This window comes from Acidobacteriota bacterium (genome assembly GCA_016713675.1).
Classification (GTDB): Bacteria; Acidobacteriota; Blastocatellia; order Pyrinomonadales; family Pyrinomonadaceae; genus OLB17.
Genome location: JADJOS010000001.1, coordinates 1,129,624 through 1,153,858 on the forward strand (window position 1 = coordinate 1,129,624; position 24,235 = coordinate 1,153,858).

Sequence of the window (24,235 nt, forward strand, 5' to 3'; positions counted from 1 at the left end):
TCGACAAAGAGGTTTTATGTTCAAGAAGATCTATATGGTTTTTGGCGTTGGCGTTCTGATCGCCTACGGAGCCGCATCTTGGTTTGGTTGGGAATTGGCCAATGCCGGCAGTAAATCACGTTTGGGAGTGCCGTTCTTTTATTCAGGATTTCGTGGAGGAAAATAATGTTGAATCTTGCAGCAATTGTCCCGATGTTGGGCATGATCGTAAAGCTTGACGATCTATTGCCTGTTTTGACGACGACCGTGATATTCGTCGCGATAGGCTTGATCGTTTTTGCGATAGCGTTTGCCATCGTCGTTCTGGTCGCGCCGTTTTCGGTCAAGAAGGAGATCGAGGAAGATCAAAACACAGCTCTGGCCATCATTATCGGCGCATTGATCATTGGCGTTGCGATGATCATCTCGTCGGCCATTCAAGGAAATTAGGGACAAGGGATAAGGGACGAGGGACAAGTCGGGTTTTATCTTGTCACTTGTCCTTGGTCTCCCGCCCCTAATTTATGAAACGCGCTCCGCTACTTTTCCTAAATGTCTTCGTTATCGCCACCTGCGGCCTCATCTATGAGTTGCTCGCCGGTACGCTTTCAAGCTATGTCCTCGGCGATTCGGTCACACAATTTTCATTAATAATCGGCATCTATCTCTTCGCTATGGGCGTCGGTTCGTGGCTTTCGCGGTTCATCGAAAAGCACGTTGCCGAGAAATTTGTCGAGATCGAACTGGCCGTAGCGGTGATCGGTGGATTTTCGGCTCCACTCCTGTTCCTCACATTTGCACATTTATCCTATTTCAGCGTCGTTCTGTACGGGATGGTATTTATCATCGGCGCACTTGTCGGCCTTGAGATACCGCTGCTGATGCGGATCCTGCAGGACGAGATGGATTTTAAGGATCTCGTCTCGCGCGTGCTTGCCTTCGATTATATCGGTGCACTTGCTGCTTCACTCCTGTTCCCGATCTTTCTGGTTCCTAAACTCGGCCTTAACCGCACTTCGCTGCTTTTTGGAATGCTCAATGCCGCCGTCGGCATCTGGGGCACATGGCTGCTATATCCGTTGATCAAAAAGAACGTGACCGTCATGCGCGTCAAGGGATTTATTATCCTTACTCTGCTCATTATCGCCTTTATCAAAGCCGACAAACTGACCACGATGGCGGAGGATGCCCTGTTCGTGGACAATATAATTTACGCCAAAAGCTCGGCCTATCAAAGGATCGTCGTGACCAAAGGCAAGGTCGGCTATTCGCTGTTTCTAAACGGCAATCTGCAGTTCAATTCGTTTGACGAGTACCGTTATCACGAGGCACTCGTCCATCCGGGATTTGCCGCGTTCGCCGGGGAGGCTAAACGCATTCTCGTACTTGGCGGCGGCGACGGGCTGGCGTTACGCGAGATACTGAAATACAAGTCGGTCGAGAACGTGACACTGGTAGATCTCGATCCGGAGATGACACGAGTGTCGTATTCCGTGCCAGCATTGGGCGAATTGAATAGACATTCCTTTGACGATCCTCGAGTAACGGTCGTGAATGGTGATGCATACGTGTGGCTGGATAACACACAGATCGAGCCATTCGATGTCGCGATCGTCGATTTTCCCGACCCCAACAACTTCGCACTCGGCAAGCTATATTCAACGCGATTTTACAATTTGCTTAAACAGAAGCTACGGCCGGATTCCGCCGTAGTCGTCCAGACGACATCACCGCTGATCGCCCGGCAGTCGTACTGGTGCATAATCGCGACGCTCGAGGCGTCCGGTTTTGTCGTCAAGCCCTTTCACACAACGGTCCCAAGTTTCGGCGTTTGGGGTTACGCACTCGCAAAGCTGCAGCCATTCGAAACACCGCAAAAACCGCCGGCAGGCGTTGAACTGAAATTTCTCAATGACGACACCTTCGCTTCGATGTTCGAATTTCCAGGGGATACTTCACGCCCATCCGAAGAATTAGAAATCAACCGCCTTGATAATCAGGCATTAGTTCGATACTACGAAGCCGAATGGCGGAGGTTTGAGCAGTAGAACGTCCGAAATAAGTGATAAGTAAAAAGGAAGAAGTGATATGTCAGATCCATTGAAAGACAAATCCTACGCTTTTGCATTGAGGATCGTGAAACTGAGCGAGTTTTTGCATGGTAAGAAATCTGAGTTCGTTCTCTCCAGAAAGATCCTCGATTCCGGCGTGAACATAAGCCTCTTTATCGAGGAGGCCCGACAAGGTGAAAATCGATCAGATTTTCGCCAAAAGTATTCACTCGCGACAAAAGAAGCGTTCAAAACAAATCTGCTTCTTAGAATCCTGCAGGACAGTGAGTACATCGGCGATGCTCTCGCCAGATCGCTCCTTGACGACTGCGAAGAGCTGCAGAAAATGCTTGTCTCAGCACTCAAATCGACACGCCCTGATTGACTTGTCACTTTGCCCTTATTACTTCTCACTTATTTCGGATGAATCTTACACGAAGGGAAATTCTGACTGCATTTTTGGGAGCACCGTTTGCATTGGCTGCGTGCCGCAGCGACTCAGCGCGCGCGTTTCCCGAAGGCGAGATCGTCGGGCAAAACGTCGATCTCGGCCATATCCTCAGAGAGAATCGCTCATTCGAAGTGCCTTCCGATAAATGGGAATCAAAAAAGGTTGCGATCATCGGCGGTGGAATTGCGGGCTTGTCGGCGGCGTGGAAACTTCGACGCGAGAATTTCAACGACTTTGTCGTACTCGAACTTGAAAAAGATCTCGGCGGAACATCGCAGAGTACAAAAGGTGAACCGGTCTCGTATCCTTGGGGAGCACATTATCTGCCGGTTCCGTTTCAGGAAAATGCGGAGCTGGTCTCTCTGCTCGATGAGATGTCGCTGCTTGAGGGCCGTGATGCTCAGGGTGAGGTTGTTGTCAAAGAACAATTTCTCTGTCGCGAACCCGAGGAACGTGTTTTCTTCAAGGGCCGATGGTACGACGGGCTTTATCTAAGCGTCGGTGCCAGTGAAGATGACAAGCGACAATTCGCCGAGTTTCAAAAGCTGATAGACGCATGGGTCAATTGGCGTGATGTGTTGGGTAAAAGGGCGTTTGTTGTGCCGCTGGCAAATTGCTCGACCGATCCACAGGCGACGGCTCTTGATAAAATAACATTCGGCGACTGGCTGCGGGAGCGGGGTTTTACTTCGGAGCGTTTGTTTTGGTATTGCGATTATGCGACGCGTGATGACTATGGGTTGAAGGCCGATCAGGCCTCCGCGTGGGTTGGATTGTTTTATTTCTGTTCGCGCGTCCGCAAAAGCGGAGTCGAGTCGCAGCCGTTTATCACCTGCCCCGAAGGTAACGGGCAATTTGTGAATCACTTTTTTGAAATGGTCAAAGACAATGTCCGAAGATCTCAGATCGTAGTCTCGGTCGTACCGACCGACAAGGGCGTTGATGTGATCTGTCTGGACGGCGGTGAGGTCCGCGGCATCCATTGCGAAAAGGCGATCTTCGCGTCGCCGATATTCACGGCTCCGTATCTGATCCGAGGATTTCGCGAGGATCCTCCGTTTGCTGCCGATCAGTTTCATCACAACGCGTGGTTCGTTGCCAATTTACTCCTAAAGGACAGGCCAAAACCTAGATTTGCAAAGGACTTTCCTCTCTCGTGGGACAACGTTCTCTATGAAAGCCCTTCGCTTGGTTACGTGACGGCGACGCATCAAAAAGGCATCGATTACGGCCCGACGATCCTGACATATTACTATCCGATGTGTCATGAGCCGGACGGCCGTACGAAGCTCTTTGATTACGACTGGAAACAGCTCGCCGATGTCTGCCTTACCGATCTTGCCCGTGCGCACTCGGATATTTACGAGCTGACAACTCGCATCGACATCATGCGTTGGGGCCACGCGATGATAAGCCCGCGGCCAAACTTTATCTGGAGCGGCGTCCGCGAAAAAGCGATGAAACCACACCGAAATATTCACTTCGCCCACACCGATCTTTCCGGCATCGCACTTTTCGAAGAAGCGTTTTATCATGGATTGCGCACAGCGTCTGAGATCTTGGCGAAGAAATAGAACGCAGATGTGGCTGATTGAGCGGATCAACGCAGATCAAACAAATTTCGGATCCGCGAGAATCTGCTAGATCCGTGGAATCCGCGTTCTATTCTTAACGATGGTTGCTGAAGTACGACCAAACTACTGGCTCTTTTCCCGTGAGATCGATCTGTCGGTCTTTTTGGGCAGCGCGGTTTTGTCGCTGGTTTTGCTGGCGGTCGGATGGCAGGCCGGCATTCTAAACGGCGATTCGCCCGAATGGACGTGGATCTGGGCAGTGCTGCTGATCGATGTTGCGCATGTGTGGTCAACGTCGTTTCGGGTTTATTTTGACGTTGAGGAGTTCAAACGCCGTTTTTGGCTTTACTTGCTTGTGCCCGTAATTGGATACGCGATCGGCGTTGCGCTCTATTCCGAGGGCGAGTTGGTGTTTTGGAAAGTGCTTGCGGTTATTGCGGTCTTTCATTTTGTACGGCAGCAATATGGCTGGGTCAATCTTTACCGGCGAAAGCTGGGCGAGACGGCGAAATGGACGTGGTGGATAGACGCGGCGGCTGTCTATCTCGCAAGCGTCTATCCATTGGCGTTTTGGATGACGTCGTTGCCCAGGAATTTCGAATGGTTTGTACAGAATGATTTTGTTTCGCTGCCGGCGATCGTTGAGACCGTTCTGTTTCCGTTCTATGTTCTTGCTCTTGCTACTTATTTTGGGAAATCGATCTATCAATATTTCTCCGACGGTTTCCTGAATATCGGAAAAGATATCGTCGTCGCGACGACCGCGGTTTGCTGGTACATCGGTATTGTCTATTTCAATTCGGACTACGCGTTTACGGTGACGAATGTGATCATCCACGGCGTGCCGTATTTTGCACTTATTTGGGTGTATGCTCGGATGAGGCGGGAAACGACCGGGCGTATCTACCGAACACTTTCGTCGAATGTAATGATATTTCTAGCCACACTTTGGGCTCTTGCTTACGTCGAAGAGTTGTTTTGGCACCGCGGCGTTTGGCATGAAAAGCAGTGGCTGTTCGGCGGCGATTGGGAACTTGGAAACCTCAAGATGTATCTCGTTCCGCTGCTCGCCCTGCCGCAATTGACGCATTATGTATTGGACGGCTTTATCTGGCGGCGCAAGAATAATCCTGATTTCAAGTTGGTTTGAGCTGTTTTAACAGGGATGAAAGGGATAAAAGAATAAGAAAGCAGTGCTTTACATATCTCTTCTATCCCTGTTGAATTATTTGCGAATATGACGGGATCAAAGAAATATCTAATATCAAGTCATTTGCAATTTACGATCTGCATTGTCTTGCTTTGCGCGTGCCTGTTTTCTGGGTGCAGGCGTTCCGGTAGTGGGATGGTCGATATTTTGGGTCCGGTTGATGAGACCGAGGAAGCCGGAAAGATCGTTTTCGAGGCAAATCAGGACCTAACGAAGATCAAGATCCTATACGAAAAGAACGAAGGCAAACGCGAAGAGCTAAAGGCGGCGATGGAAAAGAATGATGCCGCTGCTGCCAAAAAGATCGCCGATGAGGTCGTCTATCTGATCAATGACGGGTTTGATTTTGGCAACGCCGCGATCAAGAAGTTGCAGGATGCTCAGGAAATGAACATCAACAGCGAATATCGTGAATATCTGCGGTTGAAAGAAGAGGCGTTAAAGCTTCAGCTTGACGCATTTGAAAATTATCGCCAGGCCGCCCGCACGCTGCGTGACAACTATGACCCTAAGAACGCAGCGATGCGTGAAAAGGTCAAACTCGAATTCAAAAACCGAAACGATGCCTATCGCGAAAAAATGGAAAAGGCCCGCGACAAGAGCAATCAGGCAAACGAGTTGGCGAAAGAAGCGATGCGAAAACCGCCTGCTTAAAATTCAAAAATTAATGGCAAAAAGGCAAAAGTAGGAGCAGATATGGGACTCCTACTTTTGCCTTTAATGATTGAATAAAAGATCAGTTACAAAATGCGGCCCGAACGACCGAGCATATACGCACCGGGAGACATTGGAACCCTTGGCGTTATAGGGCGGGCAAGTTTCAGTTGGTCCGGAGCCAACGGTGTCAACACACCGTTTTCATCGCCGGTGCGGAAAATAGATCCGCCGTCCTTTGACGCTTCGGGTGTGACGCTGACGGTCTGACGTTTGCCGTCCCGCACATAGGTGATCGTAATCTCACCTTCCTTCTTTCCGTTGATCGTGCGTATCAGGTCAAGATCGCCTTTGACGGCCTTGCCTTCAGCCTCGACGATGATGTCGCCGGCCTTGAGCCCGGCTTTGAAAGCAGGTGAATTTTCGCGGACATCATTTATGAGTAAACCGCTATCAACACCATAGTGAGCCGCAAGTTGTTTGGTCAGTGACATCACACCAACACCGATCTGACGGCCTCCGCCGAGGGTCCAAGTAAATGCCTTGCCTTCAGCTCCGGGCGTGGTCATTATCTTTGGCAATTCAGGCATCTGAGGAATTGTCGGGAGTTCTTTCAACTCTTCGAGTTTCGCGTTCGGGATCGTGAAAGCAAAATTTCCGTTCTCAAATTTCGGCATCGGGCGTTTACCGAGCGTCGCAGTGATGTCCTGCTCGCTGTTATTGCGAAGCACCGTGATCTTGACCTGATGATCAGCCGCGACCTCTGAGATAAGCCGCGTCAGTTTACGGACGCTCGTGATCTCTTCGTTCTCAAACCTGACGATCACGTCACCCGCCTGCAGTCCGGCAGCCTGAGCCGGCGAATTCTCCAACACCTTTTCGACAGCCACACCGCGAACGCCAGAGAGGCCAAATTTGCTGAAATTCTCTTTTGTGACCTCTTGTGTCTGGACGCCGAGATAGCCGCCATCGCTGTCAAAGGCAATGCTAAATGCCCTAACAGCTTTTTCATTCTCGGTCTTCGCCTCGGGCGCCTGGCCAAACGCCATCACGAACGAGGACGTAACGATCAACACAGTCATAAGCGATTTTGTATACATAATTACCTCCAAATATGATTTATGAGTTTGAAAAACTAAATTGTTTGTCAGCAGTTTTACGCCGTGGATATGTATTTTGTTGCGCTTGAGGGCGGAAAAGGTTGCTTTTGGGCCGGAATAGAACGCGGATAACGCGGATAACGCGGATGGAGCGGATTCCCGCGGGTCAGATCTATCGATTTATAAAACAGTGATGTTCTGAATCTGTGTCGATCCGGCAGATCCGTTTTATTCGCGTTCTAACTTCCTCAGATTTTCGGCCGCCGCTTCCAGTGTTTCGTCTTTTTTGCAAAAGCAAAATCTGACCATCTGCGAGCCGAGTCTTGAGTCGTGGTAGAACGAAGAGCCGGGAACAACCGCGACGCCGATCTCGCGGATGAGGTGTTTGGTGAAGTCGATGTCGTTGGCAAATCCGAACGCCGAGATGTCGGCCATGACGTAATACGCACCTTCGGGAAAATCGCATTTGAAACCGGCGTTTTTAAGCACGGGGACGATGAAATCACGCTTCTTTTGGTATTCACGCTGCAGCTCGTCGTAATAGCCTTGCGGCAAGCTTAGTGCGTACGCTCCGGCGTGCTGGAGCGGATTTGCGGCACCCACAGTGAGGAAATCATGGACCTTGCGGATCGCCGAAGTGATATCCGGCGGAGCGATGCAGTAGCCGACGCGCCAGCCGGTGACCGAGTATGTTTTCGACAGCGAATTGACGACGACCGTCCGTTCACGCATGCCTTCGATATTGGCCATGCAGACATGATCGAGCGGATCGATGTCGGGCTCGGTGTCGTAGATGATGTGCTCGTAGATCTCGTCGGTAAAGCACAACGCGTCAAACTCTTTGCAGAGATCGGCGATGAATTCGAGCTCGGCTTTTGTAAAAACCTTGCCGGTCGGATTGTTCGGATTGCAAATGATGATCGCCTTGGTGCGTTCGTTAAATGCGGCCCGCAACTCTTCGCGGTCGAAGACAAACCCGTTGTCGGTGCGATAAAGCGGTACATGTCTCGGCGTCGCGTCGGACAAGATCGCGTCCGGTGCATAATTCTCGTAAAACGGCTCGAACACGATGACCTCCTCGGTCGGATCGACCGTTGCCATCATCGCGGCGATCATTCCTTCGGTCGATCCGCATGTGACCGTGATCTCGGTCTCAGTATCGACATCAAGTCCAAGAAAATCCATCGTCTTTTTCGCAATGGCATCGCGAAAACTCTTAACACCCCACGTGATCGCATACTGATTATGATCAGCCGCTATCGCCTCCATCGCCTTCTGCTTAATATCATCAGGCGCCGCGAAATCCGGAAACCCTTGTCCCAGATTCACCGCACCATACTTCACGGCTTCACGAGTCATCTCGCGGATGACTGATTCGGTAAACGAAGCTGCTTTGCGGGAAATGCGGTTTTTGGAGATCTTTGGTTGGCTCATAAGTGAATTTAACCACAGATGGACGCGGATTTACACAGAAAGATCTCTGGTTTCAATCGATAAATCCGGCAGGGTTTGCTTGATGCCACGCCCACGCGCTTTCGATGATCTTTTCGAGTTCGGCGTGTTGCGGATCCCAGCCGAGAACCTCGCGGGCCTTAGCGGCGTCCGCGACGAGTTTTGACGGGTCGCCGGCTCGGCGTGGAGCCATAACAGCCTTTATTTCACGGCCGGTGACGCGGCGGGCGGTTTCGATGACTTCATTTACGGAATAACCATTGCCATTTCCGAGATTGATGAATTCGGAGGACTTACCGGCACGCAGATGATCGAGTGCCTGCAGGTGGGCCTGGCTGAGATCTGAGATGTGAATGTAATCGCGGATCGCTGTGCCGTCTGGCGTCGGATAATCGTCGCCAAAAACGGAAACGTGCGGTATCTTGCCCTGTGCGGCAAATAGGACAAGCGGGATGATATGCGTTTCCGGGTCGTGGTCTTCGCCGCAACTGCCGGCTGCACCGCAGGCGTTAAAGTACCTTAATGCGACAAATTTCAGGCCGTATGCCAGATCATAGGATTCGAGCGTGCGCTCGATCGTGAACTTTGTCCAACCGTATGGATTGGTCGGCTGCTGCGGATGTTTTTCGTCGATCGGCACGTATTGCGGCTCGCCGTAGGTCGCACAAGTCGAGGAAAAGACAAATTTCTTGACGCCGTTCGCCATCAATACATCCAGCAAATTCAATGTTTCGACGAGGTTGTTTTGAAAGTACTTTTGCGGGTTCTTGACCGATTTCCCAACGTATGCGTATGCCGAAAAGTGCATGCATGCGTCTATCTCGTGTTCGCTGAGAATGCGTTTGACCAGATCTTTGTCGCCCACGCGGCCCTCGTAAAAAGGAACGTCAGCGCGGATCGAAGCGCGATGGCCGTAAACGAGATTGTCTATCACGACCGGCGATTCACCGCGTTTTCTGAGGTCTTCGACAGCTACGCTGCCGATATAACCGGCTCCGCCTGTTACGAGAATTGCCATATTAGTTATCAGCGGCGGCCGCTTTACGGTGCATCGAGATGCTGGCTTCGGGCAGGAATTTGTTGAATATCCGGCGGATCTCGATCTCGTTTTTAGAATCGACCGCGGCCCGAAACTCGATCAATATCTGAGCGACCTCTTCGTTCGAATACGTCGCGATCTTACCGATAAAGATCTTCGGATTTCGTGTCTTGAGTAGGTTTTCTCCGGTGATCTCGAGTTCCTCGAAAAGCTTTTCGCCATCGCGGATGCCGGTAAACTGAATATCGATATCTTCGTACGGCGTCAGGCCCGAAAGCCGGATCATATCTTCCGCAAGGTCGAGTATCTTGACCGGCTGTCCCATATCGAGGATGAATATCTCGCCGCCTTCGCCCAACGCTCCGGCTTGCAATACAAGCTGAGACGCTTCGGGAATGGTCATAAAATACCGTGTCATTTCCTTGTCAGTAACGGTTATCGGTTCGCCCTTTTGTATCTGTTCGCGAAAGATCGGCACGACCGAGCCGGCCGAGCCCAACACGTTACCAAACCTGACAGCTATGTAATTTGTCGGATAGATATCGTCCAGTTCCTGCACGACGATCTCGGCGATGCGTTTGGACGCCCCCATGATCGAGGTCGGATTTACGGCCTTGTCAGTAGAGATCATTACAAAATCTGCCGCTCCAAACTCGCCGGCGAGAGTCGCCAATTGCCGCGTCGCAAAAATGTTGTTCTTGACCGCCTCAGCCGAGTTTATCTCCATCAGCGGCACATGTTTATGGGCTGCCGCGTGAAAGATGACCTCGGGCCGGTTCTGCTCAAAGATCTCACGCATCCGCGATTCGTCGCAGACATCGGCGATCAGCGGTACGCTGACAACGTCGGCAAAATCACGAGCCAATTCGCGGCCGATCTGAAAAAGGAAAAACTCGGCACGTTCGACGAGCAGGATCTGTTTGGGCTGATAATTAGTGATCTGCCGGACGAGTTCAGATCCGATCGAGCCGCCGGCACCGGTGACCATGACTGTCTTGCCGGAAAGGAATTCGTGCAGATTCTGATCGTCGAGTTCGACCGGATCGCGGCCCAAAAGGTCTTCGATCTGTACGTCGCGGATGCGGCTGACCGACACACGTCCGTGGGCGATCTCATTCAGGCTCGGCACGATCATGGCCTTGACCGGGATCGATGTACATACGTCCATGATACGGCGGATCTCTTTGCCCTGTGCCTGGTCGATAGCAATGACCACCTGTTCGATGGCGAGCTCGTCGACCAATTTTGGGAGGTCGTTGGTCGTGCCTAGGACCTTGATGCGGTTGACGCTGCCGCCGCGTTTGCCCGGATCGTCATCGACGAATCCGCGTATATCGAGCTCGGCATCGGCCCGGCCGACCATCTCTTTCGCCAAGGTCGCACCCATTCGACCGGCCCCGACCAGCAGCGTCGGCTTTTGTTTGACGCGTCTGCGGTTTCCGTACGACCGGTTCTTTTCGTTCAGTTCGTAAAAGAACCGCCGAAGTATGCGAAGTGCCAGCAGCCCGCCGAATGCCATCACAGTGTCGATCAGAATTACCGACACAGGCACCTGCCAGAGGTTGAATTCCGTGAATATCAGCAGGAAACGAAAGGCGACGAGGATCACGCAAGAGATCGCCGCCGCCTTCATGAACACACGAATATCCTCGATGCTGACATAACGCCAGATCAGCGAGTATGCACCAACGAGAAACAGAGCCGAGAGCTGGACAAGAACTACGAACGGAAGCTGACGCAAGGCGACATCGATATAAAATTCGCCGAGCTGAACATTGACCGCCGGCAGATATGCAACAAAAAATGCGATGCACAATACTGCTACGTCCGCTAGAAATTGAAGCGGACGGCGCAGGAACCAAAATTGTTCACTCGACTTATCGTCTTTTGTGGCCATTGTGCCTATCCGGGAGTTCGAACATTTATTCTGAAATTACATTGAAAAAATCGCAAATGTAAATGCGCGATATCACATACGTTCGCCACGCCGTCTAACTGCATCTAACCACAAAAAGTGTGCAATAGCGCATATTATTAGGTTATACTTACGGCGTATTACGCATCAGAGGAACTTAAGATGAAATTGCAGTTATTATTTTGTTTGACGGTAATGTTTGCAGCGGCCGGTTTGGTCTTGGCTCAGGTTCCCGTCGATGTCGCATCAGATCAGAAAGGTTATATGATCGGCCCCGGCGATGAGATCACCGGTAAGGTCCTCGGCGAACCGCAGTACGACTTTGTCGCGACAGTGGACGAAGACGGCAAGATCGAGGTCCCGTTCTTCGACAAGCCCGTCGTGGCAAAATGCCGGTCCGAACGGGAGCTGCGTACTGACGTTACAAATCTGCTCGCAAAATATCTGCGCAATCCTCAAGCGAGTATTCGTGTAACGGATCGAAAGAGCCGTCCGCCGGCAACGATCTACGGTGAGGTCGAAAAGCCGCAACAGATCGAGCTGCGGCGCAAGGCGACGCTCGTCGAATTGCTCGCTTTCTCAGGCGGTATCAAAGAAGAAGCCGGCGGTATGATACAGGTTTTTCGGACACGCCCGCCGATGTGCACCGATGCATCCGAAGACCAGTGGAAGGCCACGACCGGCGATCCGACCGATGTGCCGTCGCGAATGTACAGCCTAAGCAGTGTCCGTATGGGCAAAGAAGAGGCAAACCCGATCATCTATCCGGGCGACGTTATCGTTGTGCAGAAGGCTGCTCCGGTCTATGTCACCGGTGAGGTTGTGGCTCCACAGGGGATCTATTTGAAAGAAGGTGGCATGTCGCTGACCGAGGCGATCGCAAAGATCGGCGGCGTACGTCCGGGAGCAAAGACCAAGGACATCAAGATCTATCGTTACAAGTCTAATACGAAAGACAAAGAAGTCATCTCAGCCAATCTCGACCAGATCAAAAAAGGTACCCAAAAGGACATCATGCTCGAACCGTACGACATCGTCGAGGTCGACAAGGCCAAAGAGAGCATTGCGGCAACGATACTTAAGATGGCGATGGGTGTCGGCAAGACCGTCGTTTCCAGCGGTGCAAGCAGTTTCGGTTATCGTATCTTGTACTAGGCCGGTCAACTGCCGGAGTATAGTTCGTCGATCAGGGCCTTATATTTTTCGTCAACGACTCGGCGTTTTACTTTGAGCGTAGGTGTGAGTTCGCCTCCATCTACGCTCAATTCGTTTTCGATTAGGGCGATCTTTTTCACCTTTTCAAACGACGACAGACTTTCCGTAAAATGTGCGACCTGACGTTCGAACAGGTTCTTGATCCTGTCATGTCTACAAAATTCCGCCGGCGTCTTAATATCCAGTCCTTTCAGTTCGGAGTAGGATTCGAGCATTTCAAAATTCGGAACGATCAGAGCCGCAGGGAATTTGCGTTCATTTCCGACCAGCACGACCTGATTGACAAAACGTGAAGATTTGATCAGCTGTTCGATATGCGACGGTGCGATGTATTTGCATCCGGACGTCTTGAACAACTCCTTTTTGCGGTCGGTAATTATCAAGTAGCCATCCGCATCGAGATCACCGATGTCGCCGGTCCGGAACCAACCGTCCTCGGTAAACACCTCACGCGTAGCCTCTTCTTTGTGATAATAGCCGAGCATTACCCCTGGGCCGCGGGTTTCGATCTCGCCGTCACTCGCGATCCGCACCTCGACGTTGCGGATAGGTTTGCCGACGGTGCCGACGCGTATGTTCTTCGGATTGTTTGACGAGATGACCGGCGAAGTTTCGGTCAGGCCGTAGCCCTGCATGATGTGAATTCCTGCACCTGTAAAGATCAGATATATCTCGTCCGAAAGTGCCGCTCCGCCCGTTATACAAAACCGCAGATTGCCGCCGAAAAACTGCCGCAGTTTCGAATAAACGAATGTATCGGCCAGGTTGTGTTTGGCGGTCAGGGCAACCGGGATCGGTTCGCCTTTTTCATTTAGCCGGGCAAACTCTTTGGCAACGTCGATCGCCCAATCAAATATCCTCTCGCGGATCTGGCTCGAACGGGCGGCTGTCATCCTTGCCTTCTCGTAAACCTTTTCAAAGATGCGCGGCACCCCGATAAAGATCGTCGGCTTTACTTCCTGCAGATTGTCGGGCACCTTTTCGATCGACTCGGCATAGTGGACGGCCATTCCGTACATTATGTAAACGTACATTCCGGTCCGCTCAAATACGTGCGATAGCGGCAGCACCGATAGCGAAGTGTCGCGGCCCTGGAACTCATATTTCTCAGCCGCATCGATTACGTTTGAAATGAGATTTGCGTGCGAAAGCATCACACCCTTAGGCTCGCCGGTCGTACCGCTGGTATAGATCAGCGTGGCGATGTCACCGGGCTGCGATGAGCTTACCAGCTGCGAGATCACCTCGGGCTGTTCCGTGTCCAGCTGTTTTCCCTTTTCCTCAAGATCCGCGAGCGAGATCGCGTTTTCGGCGGTCACGCCATCGATGTCATAAAAGACCAACGCTTCGATCGACTTACAGTTCGGCAGAATGTGTTGGATGCGTTCATAGGTCTCTCTATTTTGCAGAAAGAAGACGCGGGTGCCGGAGTCGTTGATTATATATGCAACCGAATCCGGAGCGAGTGTCGTATAGATCGGCACGTCCACTACGCCCGCGAACTGACATCCGGCATCGGACAACGTCCATTCCGGCGAATTTGCCGCCAGTATCGCCGCCCGGTCGCCCTTTCGCAGGCCGATCGAATACAGCCCGAGGGCGATATTCTCTGAGCGTTCGACGATCTCCGATGATGAGATCGGCCGCCATTCGCCGTCACGTTTGTAATTCAGAGCATCGCGGCGGTCAAATTTTTCGGCGGCGATCAAAAACAATTCCGCAAGCGTCGTCGGCCGGCCGCTCGCTGCTGCAGTTTCACTGATCGTCGATCTACTCTCGGCAGTTTGGGTCATTTAACGATTGTTCCTCCGAAAAAGATCTTGAGCACTTCGTCAGCCATCGGTTCGAGCGGATATCTGTGTTTTGAGAGGATCCAGTTGGTCACCATCTCGTCAAGAGCTCCATAGAGGATCTTGGCACAGACGATCGGTTTGATGTCGTCGCGAAAGATTCCGGCCCGCTGCCCGTCCGCAATCGTCACGCGGATTATATCGAGATATTCGGCAAAGCCCGCCGCCGAAAATTCCTGCATGAACTTGGTCGAACCGCGAAGCTCGACCTGGAACACGATCGCCATATCACGATCGGCCCCGAGCTTGCCAAGATGCAGTTCGGCGATCCGGCGGAGCTTCAACACGGGATCGTCGATCTTTGCCAATTCCTGCTTGCCCTCGGCAATGAACTCGGACATCGCCCGGTCAAAGATCGAATGCAAGATATCGTCCTTGCTCTTAAAATATAGATAGACCGTGCCGTCAGCGATGCCAGCGGCACCGGCAATGTCCGAGACCTTTGAATTGAAATAGCCGCGGCCCGCGAACACCTTGGTCGCAGCACGCAAAATCGCCTCTCTTTTGTCGGGTACAGTGGCTTTTGCCGCCGCTCCGCTCTTCACTGGCCTGGGCATATCGGTAATTATGAATGAACAGTCATTCAGTATGCACCTAGGCTATAACAAAACGGAAATCGAAAGCAAGGAAAATCGTATTTCGGTCGCGAAATATCGCGTTCGATCTGCGATTTCAAATTTGAGAAATGAGATTGGAAAGCAGATAAGATGGCGGAGAGGACAGGACTCGAACCTGCAAGCGCTTACGCGCGGTAGTTTTCAAGACTACTGCCTTACCAATTAGGCTACCTCTCCGCAAAAAGAGGCGAATAGAAAATATACTCTACTCGAGGCTGGACTGACAAATCTTTTTAAGGCTTTGTCGTAGCAGCAACAGCCGGGAACTGCCTTGCCAGCTCAGACCGCACCGCTGCCACACCTTTTGTGCCCTGCACTTTGACGATCGTATTTCCGTTGCGGTCAAGCACGTAATGCATCGGGAACGGCACATTGAGCTCGCCGCTTTTACTCGGCGTCCCAAATTTCATAATGATCATCATTATCGAATCAGGCAATACCTGATAATTGAACGGATATTTCTTAAGAAAAGCTTCGAGTTCGCGCTTCGGGCTGGCGGCGGGGGCGAGGAACACAACGTCCTTAACGTTCTTGTATTCTTCGACGATCTGATTCAGCGCCTTGATCTCACTCAGGCAATTGGGGCAGTTAATGAACCAGAGATTCAAAACCACGACCTTACCGCGCAGATCCGCGGTCGACACCTTCTTGCCGTACATATCGGTCGCGGTGAAATCGATCGGTTCGCCTTGAACCGTATTCTTTTGAGCCGAAACTGAGCCGACAAAAAGCGCAAGCACGATCAGGAACAGGATTTTTTGCATACCCACGTTTTAGACTGAAAACGCGGCGATGTCAAGAATTATTCCGTACGCTTTCCTAATATCAACCGATCGATCGCCTGGCCGAGAGCTGCGGATCCGCCATAGCCGCTCGAACGGTAGTCGAGTTTACCGTCTTGGTCGATGACGAAAAACGAAGGAAAGCCCATGTCGAGATTTCCGCCGCGGTCGCGGTCGGCGTATTGCAGAAGCGCACCCAGACTGTTTGGCATGATCGTGAAATTGAACGGGTTCTTTCGCAGGAAAGGTGCCACGCGATCTTCGTTTTCCATCGTAAGGGCGATGAATATGACGTCTTTATCAACGTAACGCGAGGTAAATTGGTTCAGTCTCGGTATCTCTTCACGGCAGATCTGACAGGTCGTTGACCAAAATGTCAGGACGACAATAGAACCGCGTTTTGATTCGAGATCGAAAAAGTTCCCGTCGATCGACTGCGAAGTAAACACGGGAGCGGGCGAACCGGGCTTGAGGCTCGTCTGCGATAGTGCGGCAAAGGCGGAAAGCGAGATGATGATGAGGATCAAAAATAGTCGCATATCTTTTCGGCGGGAATGCGTTAAATCAGATTTAACACTATACCTATAACAAACTGGTAATGCCTGCAGCTTTTCGGAAAATCCGCGACCGAATTCACCAGAGGTTCAGACGTGTTAAAATCGCAAAATGCTCCTTTTGTCGCTCGAGGCGAGCGGATTTCGAAATCTACAGGGAAAGATATCGTGCGCCGCCGGGCTCAACATCCTCGTCGGCGAAAACGGCCAGGGCAAGACCAACTGGCTCGAGGCAATTGCGCTTGTCGCATCAACGCGTTCGTTTCGCACGACAAAATTGCAAGAAGCTGTCCGTTTTGGCGAACAGCTCGCGATCGTCAGTGCAATGGTCGAAGAATCGCCTGAGATCACCCGAAAGCTGCAGGTCTCGATCCAAGGCAATACCAAAGCTCTGACCGTCAACGATAAAAAAGAGACCGTACAGCGGTATCTCGGCCAGCTTCACGCCGTCGTTTTTAACGCCGACGAGCTCGAGATAGTCCGCGGACAACCGGACGCTCGCCGTCGTTTTCTCGACGCCGGCATCGTCCCGCTCCATCCGCCGTTCATCCAGACATTTACCGATTACAGCCGCGTCATCAAACAAAAGAATGCCCTGCTCCAGCGTGCTCGAGACGAAGAATTCACAACTGAGAAAACCGCCGAACTGCTCGCCCCGTGGAACGAACAGCTAGCGACACTCGCTTCACGAATACACCGTGCCCGCGTTCGCTTTGTCGAGCGTTTGAATGGCGTGCTCGAAAAACAACTCTTCGGCCGCGAAGAACTCTCTATCCGTTACGTCTCGTCGCTCGAGGGCAAAGGCGACCTCGCCGATTACGAAGCCCTCATCACCGAGCGCCTCGCCCTCCGTGTCCACGCCGAGATCGTCTCCGGCCACGCACTGATCGGCACCCATCGCGACGATCTCGAGATCCACTTCGACGGCCACGATCTGAGAAAGTACGGTTCCGCCGGCCAACAGCGTTCCGCCCTGTTACTGCTCCAGCTAGCCAATATCGCCGTCTATCATGCTACCCGAGGTGAATATCCGCTCTTTCTCCTCGACGACATCGACGCCGAACTCGACTACAACCGCATCGCCCAGCTCCTCGAATATCTCGAAGGCAAAACCCAGACATTCGTCACCACTTCAAAAGAAAGTTTCATCGAAAAATTCGGCGCGAACGCGGCCGTATTTCGAGTCTCGGACGGAACCGCTAAATCACTCTAAAAACAAGATGTTTATTGGCTTTCCGCCCTGTTCGAAAGCACTAAAAAATGCTATAATTTTCTTTTGTATTGTGTCCGCTTTTCACGGCCGACACGAACCGAGATCATAAGAGTTTTTTATACAGAGGTTTTCAAAATTGGCTAAAGCAAAACAGGAATACGGCGCAGATCAGATCACAGTTCTTGAGGGACGCGACGCGGTGCGTAAGCGGCCGGCGATGTACATTGGTTCGACGAGCGAGATCGGTCTTCACCATCTGGTTTACGAGGTTGTCGATAATTCGGTTGACGAGGCTCTCGCGGGCTACTGCGACACGATCGAGGTCGTCATCCACATGGATAACTCCATCACCGTTGTCGACAACGGCCGCGGCATCCCGACCGATATGCACAAGCAAGAGGGACGCTCGGCGGCCGAGGTCGTCATGACGATCCTCCACGCCGGCGGTAAGTTCGACTCGAATTCGTATAAAGTGTCCGGCGGCCTGCACGGCGTCGGCGTCAGCTGCGTCAACTTCCTGAGCGAATATCTGCGGCTCGAGATCTGGCGTGACGGAGTGACGCACGAGATGGAATTCGAGGCCGGCATACCGGTCGCACCGCTCGTCAAAACAGGAACGACCAACAAACGCGGCACCAAGATCACGTTCCGCCCCGATTCGAGCATTTTCGAGACGACCACATACAGCTTTGAAAAGCTGTCGGAACGCCTGCGTGAAAAGGCATTCCTCAACAAAGGCATCCGCATCTTTATCAAGGACGAACGCGAAGAGCCTGAAAAATCGCACGAGTTCTATTACAAAGGCGGCATCGCCGAATTTGTAAAACATCTCAACCGCAACAAGGCTCCGTTGCACGACGAACCGCTCTATTTTGAGCTGATCGCCGACGATCTCTCGATCGAAGTGTCGATGCAGTACAACGACAGCTACGACGAAAAGATCTTCTCATTCGCCAACAATATCAACACGGTCGACGGCGGCACGCACCTCTCGGGTTTTCGCGGTGCGATCACGCGGACGATCAATAATTACGCCGAAACCTCGGGCCTTACCAAAAATGCCAAGGTCACGCTGACCGGCGACGATGTTCGCGAAGGCCTCGTCGCGGTCATCTCGGTCAAGATCCCGCAGCCGCAGTTCGAGGGTCAGACGAAAGGCAAGCTCAATTCGCCCGTCAAAGGCCCGGTCGAATCTTTCCTCAATGAGAAGCTCGGTGACTTTTTTGAGCAGAATCCGGCCGTCGCCAAAAAGATCGTCGGCAAAGCGGTCGATGCCGCCCGTGCCCGCGACGCTGCCAGAAAGGCGAGAGAAATTGTACGAAAGAGTGCTCTCGGCACATCGACATTGCCCGGTAAATTGGCCGATTGTCAGGAAAAGGACCCGGCTTTGTCGGAGATCTACATCGTTGAGGGAGACTCCGCCGGAGGCTCGGCCAAGCAGGGCCGAGACCGTAAGAACCAGGCCGTCCTGCCGCTCAAGGGTAAGATCCTCAACGTCGAAAAGGCCCGATTCGACAAAATGCTCGGCCACGGCGAGATCAAAGCGTTGATCACGGCTCTGGGAACCGGCATCGGCAAGGATGATTTTGACGTTGCCAAGCTCCGCTATCACAAGATCTGCCTGATGACCGACGCTGACGTCGACGGCAGCCACATTCGCACGCTCTTGCTGACGTTCTTTTACCGACAGATGCCCGAGCTGCTCGAAAACGGCTATGTTTACATCGCCCAGCCGCCGCTCTACAAGGTAAAACGCGGCAAAAAAGAGGAGTACATCAAGGACGAACCGGCGATGTTCAGCTATCTGATGCGGATGGCGACCGCCGACATCCAGATCAGCTCGGCGACCAAGGATATTACCGGCCGCGAGCTGTCGAAGGTGCTCGACCAGACCAAACAGCTCAAGAATTACTCCGAACGTATCGCCCGCCGCCTCAATAACGATCCGAAGCTCGTCGAGATGATCCTCGAGGCATTTGCGGGCAAGGACGGCGTGCTTGTCAAAAATTCGGTCCGCCTCAGAAAGGTCTTCGGCGATCAGGAAATGATGTCCGAGATCGAAGCCAAGCTTCGTGCCGAATACAGCACCGACCTCAACCAGGACGAGGAACACGGCCTCTGGCGGATCGAGATCGCATATCCAAACGGCACCTTCCGCCACGTCGATTGGAACATGGCGAGCTACGTCGAATTTCAAAAGGCGGTCGAGCTCAAGAGGTCGCTCGAGATCGATTTCCCAGCACCCTTCGTCGTCGGCGAGAACGGCAAGAGCGAGACGGTCGACAGCCGCGAAGAGCTCCTCGAAAAAGTAATGGCGATGGCCAAAAAAGACCTCACCATCCAGCGTTATAAAGGCCTCGGCGAGATGAACCCCGAACAGCTCTGGGAAACCACCATGGATCCCGAAAAACGTACCATGCTCCAGGTCCGTATCGAAGACGCCATCGAGACCGACGGCATCTTCACCGTCCTCATGGGCGACCAAGTCGAACCCCGACGCAAATTCATCGAAGACAACGCCCTCGACGTCAAGAATCTGGACGTCTAGGCGAGATCTACCGCAGAGACGCGAAGACGCGGAGTAGGACAGAAATGTCCCTCTCCGCGTTTTGCTTTGCGCCGACACCAAAACCTGATATTTTACGCCTTAACAAATAGAGGCAATATGAAATTCGCAAAATACACATTTCTCGTCGCCGGCATTTACGGCTTGCTCGCACTCTTGCCGCAATACTTCCTTGAGAACAAGATCGGAATCGACACACCGCCGGCGATCACGCATCCCGAATTCTTCTACGGCTTCATCGGCGTCGCCGTTGCCTTTCAGCTCGTCTTTCTGGTGATCAGCCGCGATCCGAAAAAGTACCGTCTGCTGATCCTGCCGTCGATCGTCGAAAAATTCAGCTTCGCCATTCCCGCCGCGATCCTCTTCGCCAGCGGTCGTATCGACACAGAAATGTTCGCCGCCGGAATGCTCGACGCGGTCCTCGGCCTATTCTTCATTGCCTGTTGGTTCAAAGTACCGGCTTCCGACTAGCTCTTGCGGACAGCCTGGTGACGTTTTCGTTTTGGGATCTGGCTTGTCTTTAGCAGGTTCGCTACCAGTTTATCGCCCTCGATGGCGAGATCGAGAAAGCGGACGCTGCTATCGTATTTTATTTCGTGGCGGTCGCACATTGGTTTGATGTGGACGCTGTAGTTTCCGCTTGAGTTTTTGAGCCGGAGCGGAAACGCATTGTTGAGCCTCGCATCGGCCTTTTCTATCGCGATGGCGTCGGTTTTCTCGCTGTAGCTCAGAAAAACGGACTCGGGCTGCCCCAGAGCCTCGAAGGCAATTCGATTTATCATCAGTTCGCAGCGCATATTAAGCATCATATAAATGCGGTCCTTACGAATTCGCGGCGGCTCGTCAAAAACTATCCAATCTCTTTCCATTTGATCATTCCTCCAAAATTTCGTTGATCATCATAGCATGCACACAACTTAGTTGCAAGTATGAAATATTTCGGGAAAGTAGGCATCCGATCGGTGCGTTATGAGAGGTCAAAACAAACCGCTCGCGCAGTTAGACCGGATAAACCGCCGAGTTCCCCGACCACCGCCAAGTCCGCCAAAAATCTTACAAATTGATCAAACCAAATTGTCGCTGGGCGGCTTTTTATTGTCGCTCGCGGCCACTTTTATTGTCGCAGGGCCCTTTCGGGATTGTCGCCAGCCCATTTCTGATTGTCGCAGGAAGGAGCCATGAGCCAAACGCTCAGGTCACGTCCTGACGCGATGTGCCTGCGATCTCGAGTATCAGGTCGGCGCCGTATGCTTTTGCAGGCGTTTGATAGCCAGGTGTGAAGTTTCCGGCCAGGATCTTCTCCGCAATGTTCAGAGCGGCGATGGCCGTAACGGTATATCCCTCGGGACCTTGGAGGCGTGATTCGACCTTGTTACCGTTGGCGTCGGTGGCCTCGCCCCAGAGCAGCGTTCGACCTTTTTCGCGTTCGGCGTCGGACGGCCCGCCGGCGGGGATCTTGCTTTGCAGATAGCTCTGGACCGGGCCTGTCGCTAGCAGCCATCCGAGATATCGGCTCATCTTCATCATCTTGAGATTGGACGGCGGCACGATGGTAAAGACCTCGATATTGGGAATGCCGGTCGAGTAAAACGCCGTCGAAACATCGCCCCACGGGATAGTCACGCCGGTCTTTGTGACCTCGCCAAAATCGATCTCACGCATCTTCCACGCGGCAGGAACGGGCGTGATCTTGCCGTCCTTGCGGATGGCACCGCCCTTGCCGACGTTCATAGTCATCGTCGCCTGCGTACCGTGCGAAATGCGTCCCATGCCATAAAACGCGAGCGAAAGATGTGTCGCCGTCGGCAAACAGTCTTTCAGATGCCGTGCCAGCGAATCGCTCGGCACCACATCAAACCCGACGCCCGGCATCACCATCACACCGGCCTCCTGAGCCTTAGCGTCCATCGCCGCACACGTCTCAAAAACGCTGATCTCGCCGGTGATGTCGGTGTAATGCTTGCGGTTGCGCAGACAGGCCTTGACCATCGGCATACTCGTGATCGAAAACGGCCCCGCACAATGCAGAACCATATCGACCTCTTGCAAAGCCGCATCGAGCTTTGCCGTCTCATCAAGCGAGAACACGCGATACTCAAATCCGTATTTGCCGGCCAGCTCCGAGATCTTAGCCTCATTCCGCCCCGCGAGTATCGGCCTGAGCCCACGCTTCGCCGCAAACCGCGTGATCAACTCGCCCGTGTAGCCATTCGCCCCGTAGATCAAAAATGTATTTGCCATATTGTTATTTCGAAACCAGATCAAATCTGTGGTCCATCAGTCGGGGATAATGAGCCGTTATGTGCGCAATTTTACCTTTTGCATCCCGATCAAACCTGACCCACACATCAAAGCCGTGATTAACCCGATCCTCCATCGTCAACCGGAACTCGTTTTTGAGGTCGGGTATCAATTCCATATCCGCAATCGTCGGCCGCCTAACGATCAGCTTCCCGTCCGGATTCAAAACGATGGTCCAGTAAAAATTCAGGTGCTTGCTGTAATATGTGCCCGTGAAGGAAGAAAGCTCTGCCTTGGTCGGAGCCCAGATATTAGGCTCCTTTTTCATCCTGATCGACGGAAATCCATCATCAAAATCGAGACGTGCTTCGAGCGGTGAACCGGGTACAGTCTGGCTAAAGGTCACCTGCGTGCCAAAGCCTTCTTCATAGGCGTAGAAGACGCCCTTTCCGACCGGCGTAAGCGAATAAATGGTGTCTCCTGAGAACCTTATTTTCAGGACACCTTCGGAGACAAAAAAGTCATTCGTCCTACGCATTGGAACATAGCTTTGCCAGGTTGCCTGATCTTGGAAGAGGTATCGACCCTCGTAGCGGGTAAGTTCTTCTTTTGTCACTGCGATCGGTTTGGTGAGAAAATTAGGCCTCGGCCCGGTAGTTTCAGGGGTTTTGAGAATGTAATTCAAAAGGGCCTTATTTTCTACCTCGAACCCGGGTTGGCGGTTGCCTATCGTAATTAACACAAGGCCCAACTCCGGAACTCTCGTAAGATATAGGTCCTCATTTACGCCCCTGTGAAATATTCGCGTCTGACCTGCGACTTTCTCGACCGTCTGGCCGAAAATGTAATGGTCCTTGTTGTTGGGCATCAATCTTACATTTTTTAGAAGCTTCGCGGTCGCTTTGGCGATATCGTTCGTTTCGTCTGCGTGAGCGGCGGCCCAGAGGGCAAGATCGTCGGCAGAGGTGGCGATAAAATAGTTTGAGGCGGGCGATGTCTTGTCGTTATATTTCAACTTGGCCTTGCCGTCGCCATTGTCTGAATATGCGCGGGCGAAGTTTCGGATCACCGCTAACTGATCATCGTACTGCCGTGTCGAATTCATTTTCAACGGGTCGAACATCCGCTTTTTCATCCAGGCGGATAGCTTTTCGCCCGAAGCTTTTTCGAGGATCAAACGGAGCAATCCAAAGTCGGAATTGCTGTACATATAGCCTTTGCCAGGCTCGATCTCAGGCCGTGGCTGCGTGTAGAGCAATCTGAGGAACTGCGATTTGTCGAACCGGTTAGCCATGTTGGCCTGCGTCAGCAGAACAGTTGCCCACTCGTCAACGAAACCACTGCGGTGATTCAAAAGGTCCCAAACGGTGACGTTGCTCGACCATGCCGGAAGATCAGGAAAATATTTTCGAACCTTATCGTCAAGGCTGAGCTTTCCGTCCTGTTCCATCAAAACGGCGGCTATCGAAATAAACTCGCGTCCCTCGGAATAGTTGATCCGAACAACGCTCTGGTGCGTAAACGGCACCTGATGCTCGATGCTCGCCAGGCCGTATGACTTCTTCGCAAGCACTTTTCCATTCTGGATAACCGTAACCGCAACGCCCGATGAGTGAGTGTTATTCATCGACGCGAACACGCTGTCGCATTTTGCTTCAAGCTCGCTCTGGCCGTGTGCAAAAACTGCAAACGCAAAAATACTGAACAGAACAAGATACGGTCTGTATCTCAATTTTGGGAATTTCATATATTCCTAATCTATCGTTTTTAAT

Annotated in this window: 22 protein-coding genes and 1 tRNA gene; 11 read left to right on the forward strand and 12 right to left on the reverse strand. The window is 52.2% G+C overall.

From position 1 onward, the window contains the following. The first annotated feature begins 16 nt into the window (after positions 1-16). The 7 genes from IPK01_05105 to IPK01_05135 all read left to right on the forward strand — a co-directional run bounded on the left by IPK01_05105 (position 17) and on the right by IPK01_05135 (position 5,919). On the forward strand, positions 17-166 hold the full coding sequence (locus IPK01_05105; protein MBK7932872.1) for a hypothetical protein: 150 nt from the start codon (positions 17-19) through the stop codon (positions 164-166). A gap of 35 nt (positions 167-201) precedes the next feature. Then, positions 202-429: a DUF350 domain-containing protein gene (locus tag IPK01_05110; protein ID MBK7932873.1), complete on the forward strand. Its 228-nt coding sequence runs from the start codon at positions 202-204 to the stop codon at positions 427-429. A gap of 74 nt (positions 430-503) precedes the next feature. Further along, entirely contained in the window at positions 504-2,027 is a 1,524-nt protein-coding gene (locus tag IPK01_05115) for a polyamine aminopropyltransferase (GenBank protein MBK7932874.1), read from the forward strand. A gap of 40 nt (positions 2,028-2,067) precedes the next feature. Further along, positions 2,068-2,415 (forward strand): four helix bundle protein, encoded by a 348-nt coding sequence (locus tag IPK01_05120; GenBank protein MBK7932875.1) that lies wholly within the window; start codon positions 2,068-2,070, stop codon positions 2,413-2,415. Positions 2,416-2,489: 74 nt separating this feature from the next. Then, entirely contained in the window at positions 2,490-4,055 is a 1,566-nt protein-coding gene (locus IPK01_05125; GenBank protein ID MBK7932876.1) for an FAD-dependent oxidoreductase, read from the forward strand. A 100-nt stretch (positions 4,056-4,155) separates the two neighbouring features. After that, complete coding sequence (locus IPK01_05130; protein ID MBK7932877.1) at positions 4,156-5,205, forward strand: hypothetical protein; 1,050 nt, start codon at positions 4,156-4,158, stop codon at positions 5,203-5,205. A 195-nt stretch (positions 5,206-5,400) separates the two neighbouring features. Continuing rightward, positions 5,401-5,919 carry a hypothetical protein gene (locus IPK01_05135; GenBank protein MBK7932878.1) on the forward strand — a complete coding sequence of 173 codons (519 nt, stop codon included), beginning with the start codon at positions 5,401-5,403 and terminating at the stop codon, positions 5,917-5,919. An 86-nt stretch (positions 5,920-6,005) separates the two neighbouring features. On the opposite strand, the gene IPK01_05140 is transcribed toward IPK01_05135, so the two are convergent. The 4 genes from IPK01_05140 to IPK01_05155 form a co-directional block, all read right to left on the reverse strand. After that, a complete protein-coding gene (locus IPK01_05140) occupies positions 6,006-7,019 on the reverse strand; it encodes a PDZ domain-containing protein (GenBank protein MBK7932879.1) in 1,014 nt (337 codons plus the stop codon). Positions 7,020-7,247: 228 nt separating this feature from the next. Continuing rightward, positions 7,248-8,453 (reverse strand): aminotransferase class I/II-fold pyridoxal phosphate-dependent enzyme, encoded by a 1,206-nt coding sequence (locus IPK01_05145; GenBank protein MBK7932880.1) that lies wholly within the window; start codon positions 8,451-8,453, stop codon positions 7,248-7,250. Between the two features lie 52 nt (positions 8,454-8,505). Then, complete coding sequence (galE, locus tag IPK01_05150; protein MBK7932881.1) at positions 8,506-9,489, reverse strand: UDP-glucose 4-epimerase GalE; 984 nt, start codon at positions 9,487-9,489, stop codon at positions 8,506-8,508. 1 nt (position 9,490) lies between these two features. Then, on the reverse strand, positions 9,491-11,407 hold the full coding sequence (locus IPK01_05155; protein MBK7932882.1) for a polysaccharide biosynthesis protein: 1,917 nt from the start codon (positions 11,405-11,407) through the stop codon (positions 9,491-9,493). A 180-nt stretch (positions 11,408-11,587) separates the two neighbouring features. Between IPK01_05155 and IPK01_05160 the strand changes: the two genes are divergently transcribed. Beyond that, complete coding sequence (locus IPK01_05160) at positions 11,588-12,580, forward strand: SLBB domain-containing protein (protein MBK7932883.1); 993 nt, start codon at positions 11,588-11,590, stop codon at positions 12,578-12,580. A gap of 5 nt (positions 12,581-12,585) precedes the next feature. Here the strand turns inward: IPK01_05160 and IPK01_05165 are convergent, their stop codons facing one another. From IPK01_05165 to IPK01_05185, 5 genes are all read right to left on the reverse strand, one after another. After that, positions 12,586-14,433 (reverse strand): long-chain fatty acid--CoA ligase, encoded by a 1,848-nt coding sequence (locus tag IPK01_05165; protein MBK7932884.1) that lies wholly within the window; start codon positions 14,431-14,433, stop codon positions 12,586-12,588. Next, the gene (locus IPK01_05170) at positions 14,430-15,047 is read right to left on the reverse strand and encodes a TetR/AcrR family transcriptional regulator (protein ID MBK7932885.1); all 618 of its coding nucleotides are present in this window, start codon (positions 15,045-15,047) and stop codon (positions 14,430-14,432) included. The genes IPK01_05165 and IPK01_05170 overlap by 4 nt, the downstream gene beginning before the upstream one ends. Positions 15,048-15,198: 151 nt before the next feature. Beyond that, positions 15,199-15,284 (reverse strand) — tRNA-Ser (locus tag IPK01_05175). Positions 15,285-15,340: 56 nt separating this feature from the next. Further along, on the reverse strand, positions 15,341-15,871 hold the full coding sequence (locus IPK01_05180; protein MBK7932886.1) for a TlpA family protein disulfide reductase: 531 nt from the start codon (positions 15,869-15,871) through the stop codon (positions 15,341-15,343). Between the two features lie 38 nt (positions 15,872-15,909). Beyond that, on the reverse strand, positions 15,910-16,428 hold the full coding sequence (locus IPK01_05185; protein MBK7932887.1) for a TlpA family protein disulfide reductase: 519 nt from the start codon (positions 16,426-16,428) through the stop codon (positions 15,910-15,912). A 127-nt stretch (positions 16,429-16,555) separates the two neighbouring features. On the opposite strand from IPK01_05185, the gene recF reads away from it, so the two are divergent. The 3 genes from recF (at position 16,556) to IPK01_05200 (ending at position 20,693) form a co-directional block, all read left to right on the forward strand. Then, on the forward strand, positions 16,556-17,656 hold the full coding sequence (recF, locus tag IPK01_05190) for a DNA replication and repair protein RecF (protein MBK7932888.1): 1,101 nt from the start codon (positions 16,556-16,558) through the stop codon (positions 17,654-17,656). Positions 17,657-17,774: 118 nt separating this feature from the next. Further along, entirely contained in the window at positions 17,775-20,204 is a 2,430-nt protein-coding gene (gyrB, locus tag IPK01_05195) for a DNA topoisomerase (ATP-hydrolyzing) subunit B (GenBank protein ID MBK7932889.1), read from the forward strand. 117 nt (positions 20,205-20,321) lie between these two features. Next, the gene (locus IPK01_05200; GenBank protein MBK7932890.1) at positions 20,322-20,693 is read left to right on the forward strand and encodes a hypothetical protein; all 372 of its coding nucleotides are present in this window, start codon (positions 20,322-20,324) and stop codon (positions 20,691-20,693) included. On the opposite strand, the gene IPK01_05205 is transcribed toward IPK01_05200, so the two are convergent. The 3 genes from IPK01_05205 to IPK01_05215 form a co-directional block, all read right to left on the reverse strand. Continuing rightward, complete coding sequence (locus IPK01_05205; GenBank protein ID MBK7932891.1) at positions 20,690-21,091, reverse strand: hypothetical protein; 402 nt, start codon at positions 21,089-21,091, stop codon at positions 20,690-20,692. The two genes, IPK01_05200 and IPK01_05205, sit on opposite strands and share 4 nt — an antisense overlap. Before the next feature lie 322 nt (positions 21,092-21,413). Next, positions 21,414-22,463 (reverse strand): saccharopine dehydrogenase NADP-binding domain-containing protein, encoded by a 1,050-nt coding sequence (locus tag IPK01_05210; GenBank protein MBK7932892.1) that lies wholly within the window; start codon positions 22,461-22,463, stop codon positions 21,414-21,416. Positions 22,464-22,467: 4 nt separating this feature from the next. Next, positions 22,468-24,210 (reverse strand): beta-lactamase family protein, encoded by a 1,743-nt coding sequence (locus IPK01_05215; protein ID MBK7932893.1) that lies wholly within the window; start codon positions 24,208-24,210, stop codon positions 22,468-22,470. Positions 24,211-24,235: the final 25 nt, after the last annotated feature.